This window comes from Massilia sp. CT11-108 (genome assembly GCF_047302915.1).
In the GTDB taxonomy this organism is placed as follows: Bacteria; Pseudomonadota; Gammaproteobacteria; order Burkholderiales; family Burkholderiaceae_D; genus Telluria; species Telluria orientalis.
In genome coordinates this window covers 1-2,372 of the sequence record NZ_JBKYMO010000690.1, presented here as the reverse complement: position 1 = coordinate 2,372, position 2,372 = coordinate 1, and the positions used below count along the sequence as shown (strand labels likewise).

Sequence of the window (2,372 nt, the reverse complement as noted above, 5' to 3'; positions counted from 1 at the left end):
ATGTTGCAAGTGGTCGGACCAAAACGGTCATTTGGGCTGACTGCGTTGGTGGTTTTGCCGCGCGCCGCATGATCGAGGTCGAGGTCGCGGCGCTGGCCGCGAAGAATGCGACGCCGGCGGCCGTCGATGCGATCCTCGTCGCCGTCGAGCAGATGGAGCAGAACCAGGACAACCTGGGCGAGAACGAATCGGCCGACCGCAACTTCCACCTCGCGATCGCGCGCGCGGCCGGCAACAGCGCCCTCGTCGGCGTGATCGAATACCTGTGGGCCCAGCGCGGCAGCCTCTGGCACAAGCTGACGGAGCACTTCCAGACCGAGGAACTGCGCCAGCTGACGCTCCTCGACCACCGCGCGATCCTGGCCGCCATCGCCTCGCACGACGTGGCCGGCGCCCGGTCGGCCATGCGCGCGCACCTCGACCGCGTGACGCGCACCTTCTCGCGCGGCTGAGCATGGAGATCTGGGTCGACGCCGATGCCTGCCCGGCCGTCATCAAGGACATCCTGTTCCGCGTGGCCGACCGCGTGCAGCTGAACGTCACGCTCGTGGCCAACCAGTTGATCCGCGTACCCGGCTCGCGCTTCATCCGCGCGCTGCAGGTGCCTGCCGGCGCGGACGCGGCCGACGCCGAAATCGTGGCGCGCGTGCAGCCCGGCGACATCGTCGTGACGGGCGACATTCCCCTCGCCGCCCTCGTGCTGGACAAGGGCGGCATGCCATTGAATCCGCGCGGCGAGTGGTACACGAAGGACACCATCGCGCAGCAGCTCACGATGCGCGCGTTCATGGACGAATTGCGTTCCAGCGGCGTCGACACGGGCGGACCTGCCGCGTTCAGCCAGGCGGACAGGCAGCGGTTCGCGAATGCGCTCGACCGCGAACTGGCGAAGCGCGCGCGGCCCGGCCCCGCCTCATAGAAAGCCGAACAGCTTCTTGCCCGCGTTCGGCCGGCGCGCATCGATCATGTCGTCGATGTGCTTCTTGTCGAAGCGCTCCAGCAGTTTCTCGGCGCCGGCACGCAGCTTCAGCGCCAGTTCCTCCTTGTAGAGCGGGACGACCGCGAAGAACGCGATCTCCTTGTCGGCGTCGATACGCAGCCGGTGGAAGCCGTCCGGCACGCTGATCGACGGCAGCAGGATGCAGCCGTCGAACCGGACGTCCGCCGCGTACGGCTCCGCCGGGTCGCCGTTCGGCACCGTATGGCCCCAGCCCAGCCACGTGTCGTACTTGTGCGGCAGCCGGGCCAGCGTCTTGAGCAGCCGGACGGGCCAGTACCAGCGCTCGTCCTCGAACGATTCCTTGTCCAGCTTCCAGTCCGGCGGGAGCGTGATCATCAGCTCGGCGTGGCGCGGGACGTCGGCGTCCGGCGGCGTCGCCATCGGCAGGTCGCTCATGCCGGACGTGACCAGCCGGATGAACGGGTAGGCCTCCGTCGGCTTCACGATATGGACGTCGATGTGCACCGTGTCGGACACCAGTTCATGGAACACGCAATCGACGGGCCCGAGGTGGCGGTCGATGTGGTCCGAAATCTGCTGCAGGCAGATCTCGCCCTGCGGCGGCGTCCACGGCGTGCTTTCCGTGTGGTGGTAGATCGGATCGCCGTGCAAGGACACGACGTTGCTGGCTCGGTATGCGCTCATCGCGGCCCCCTCGAATGCTGACCCGACGAGTCTAGCAGCGCGGATGCCGCGAAAATGCGCGCATTTCCACTTACGCAGCCGCTTCCGGTTGCCGCAGCGTGTCCACCGCCCGCGCCACCGACGACGCATGCGCGCACATCGTCTCGGCCGCATCCGCGCTCTGCCCGACCAGCTCGGCCGTCTGCCGCGTCGTCAGCTCGATTTCGCGGATCGAATCGCGCACCTGCCCGATGCCGTCGCGCTGTTCCTGGCTCGCGCCCGAGATCGCGGTCATGATGCCGGCCACGCGCTGGACCGAGCCGACGATCTGGTGCATCGCCTGCCCCGCTTCGTCCACCAGCCGGCCGCCCGCGTCCACACGCACGACCGAGTCGCCGATCAGCTGCCTCACTTCCTTGGCCGCCTGCGCGCTGCGCTGGGCGAGGCTCCGCACTTCGCCCGCCACGACGGCGAAACCGCGCCCCTGCTCGCCCGCGCGCGCCGCCTCGACGGCCGCGTTCAGCGCGAGGATGTTGGTCTGGAAGGCGATGCCGTCGATGACGTTGACGATGTCCTGCACTTCGCGCGAACTGGAGCGGATAGCTTCCATCGTCTGCACGACGTCCGCGACGACGTCGCCGCCCTTCACGGCCAGCGCGGAGGCCGACGCCACCAGCTCGTCGGCCAGCGCCGCGTGGTCGACGTTGCGCTTGACGGTGGCCGTCAGGTGGTCGACCGCGGCCGCGGC

Annotated in this window: 4 protein-coding genes; 2 read left to right on the top strand and 2 right to left on the bottom strand. The window is 68.8% G+C overall.

Features of this window, described 5'->3' with window-relative positions:
* Positions 1–452, top strand: a 452-nt coding sequence (locus ACEN88_RS29495; protein ID WP_413345416.1) for a FadR/GntR family transcriptional regulator, incomplete at its 5' end; no start/stop codon positions are given.
* Between the two features lie 2 nt (positions 453–454).
* A complete protein-coding gene (locus ACEN88_RS29490; RefSeq protein ID WP_413345414.1) occupies positions 455–919 on the top strand; it encodes a YaiI/YqxD family protein in 465 nt (154 codons plus the stop codon).
* On the opposite strand, the gene ACEN88_RS29485 is transcribed toward ACEN88_RS29490, so the two are convergent.
* Both ACEN88_RS29485 and ACEN88_RS29480 read right to left on the bottom strand, forming a co-directional pair.
* Positions 914–1,645 carry a suppressor of fused domain protein gene (locus ACEN88_RS29485; RefSeq protein WP_413345412.1) on the bottom strand — a complete coding sequence of 244 codons (732 nt, stop codon included), beginning with the start codon at positions 1,643–1,645 and terminating at the stop codon, positions 914–916. The two genes, ACEN88_RS29490 and ACEN88_RS29485, sit on opposite strands and share 6 nt — an antisense overlap.
* A 70-nt stretch (positions 1,646–1,715) precedes the next feature.
* Positions 1,716–2,372, bottom strand: a 657-nt coding sequence (locus ACEN88_RS29480; RefSeq protein WP_413345410.1) for a methyl-accepting chemotaxis protein, incomplete at its 5' end; no start/stop codon positions are given.

Coding starts and splice junctions, on each gene's coding strand:
- ACEN88_RS29490 (WP_413345414.1), top strand. CDS start 455: ATGGAGATCTGGGTCGACGCCGATGCCTGCCCGGCCGTCATCAAGGAC.
- ACEN88_RS29485 (WP_413345412.1), bottom strand. CDS start 1,645: ATGAGCGCATACCGAGCCAGCAACGTCGTGTCCTTGCACGGCGATCCG.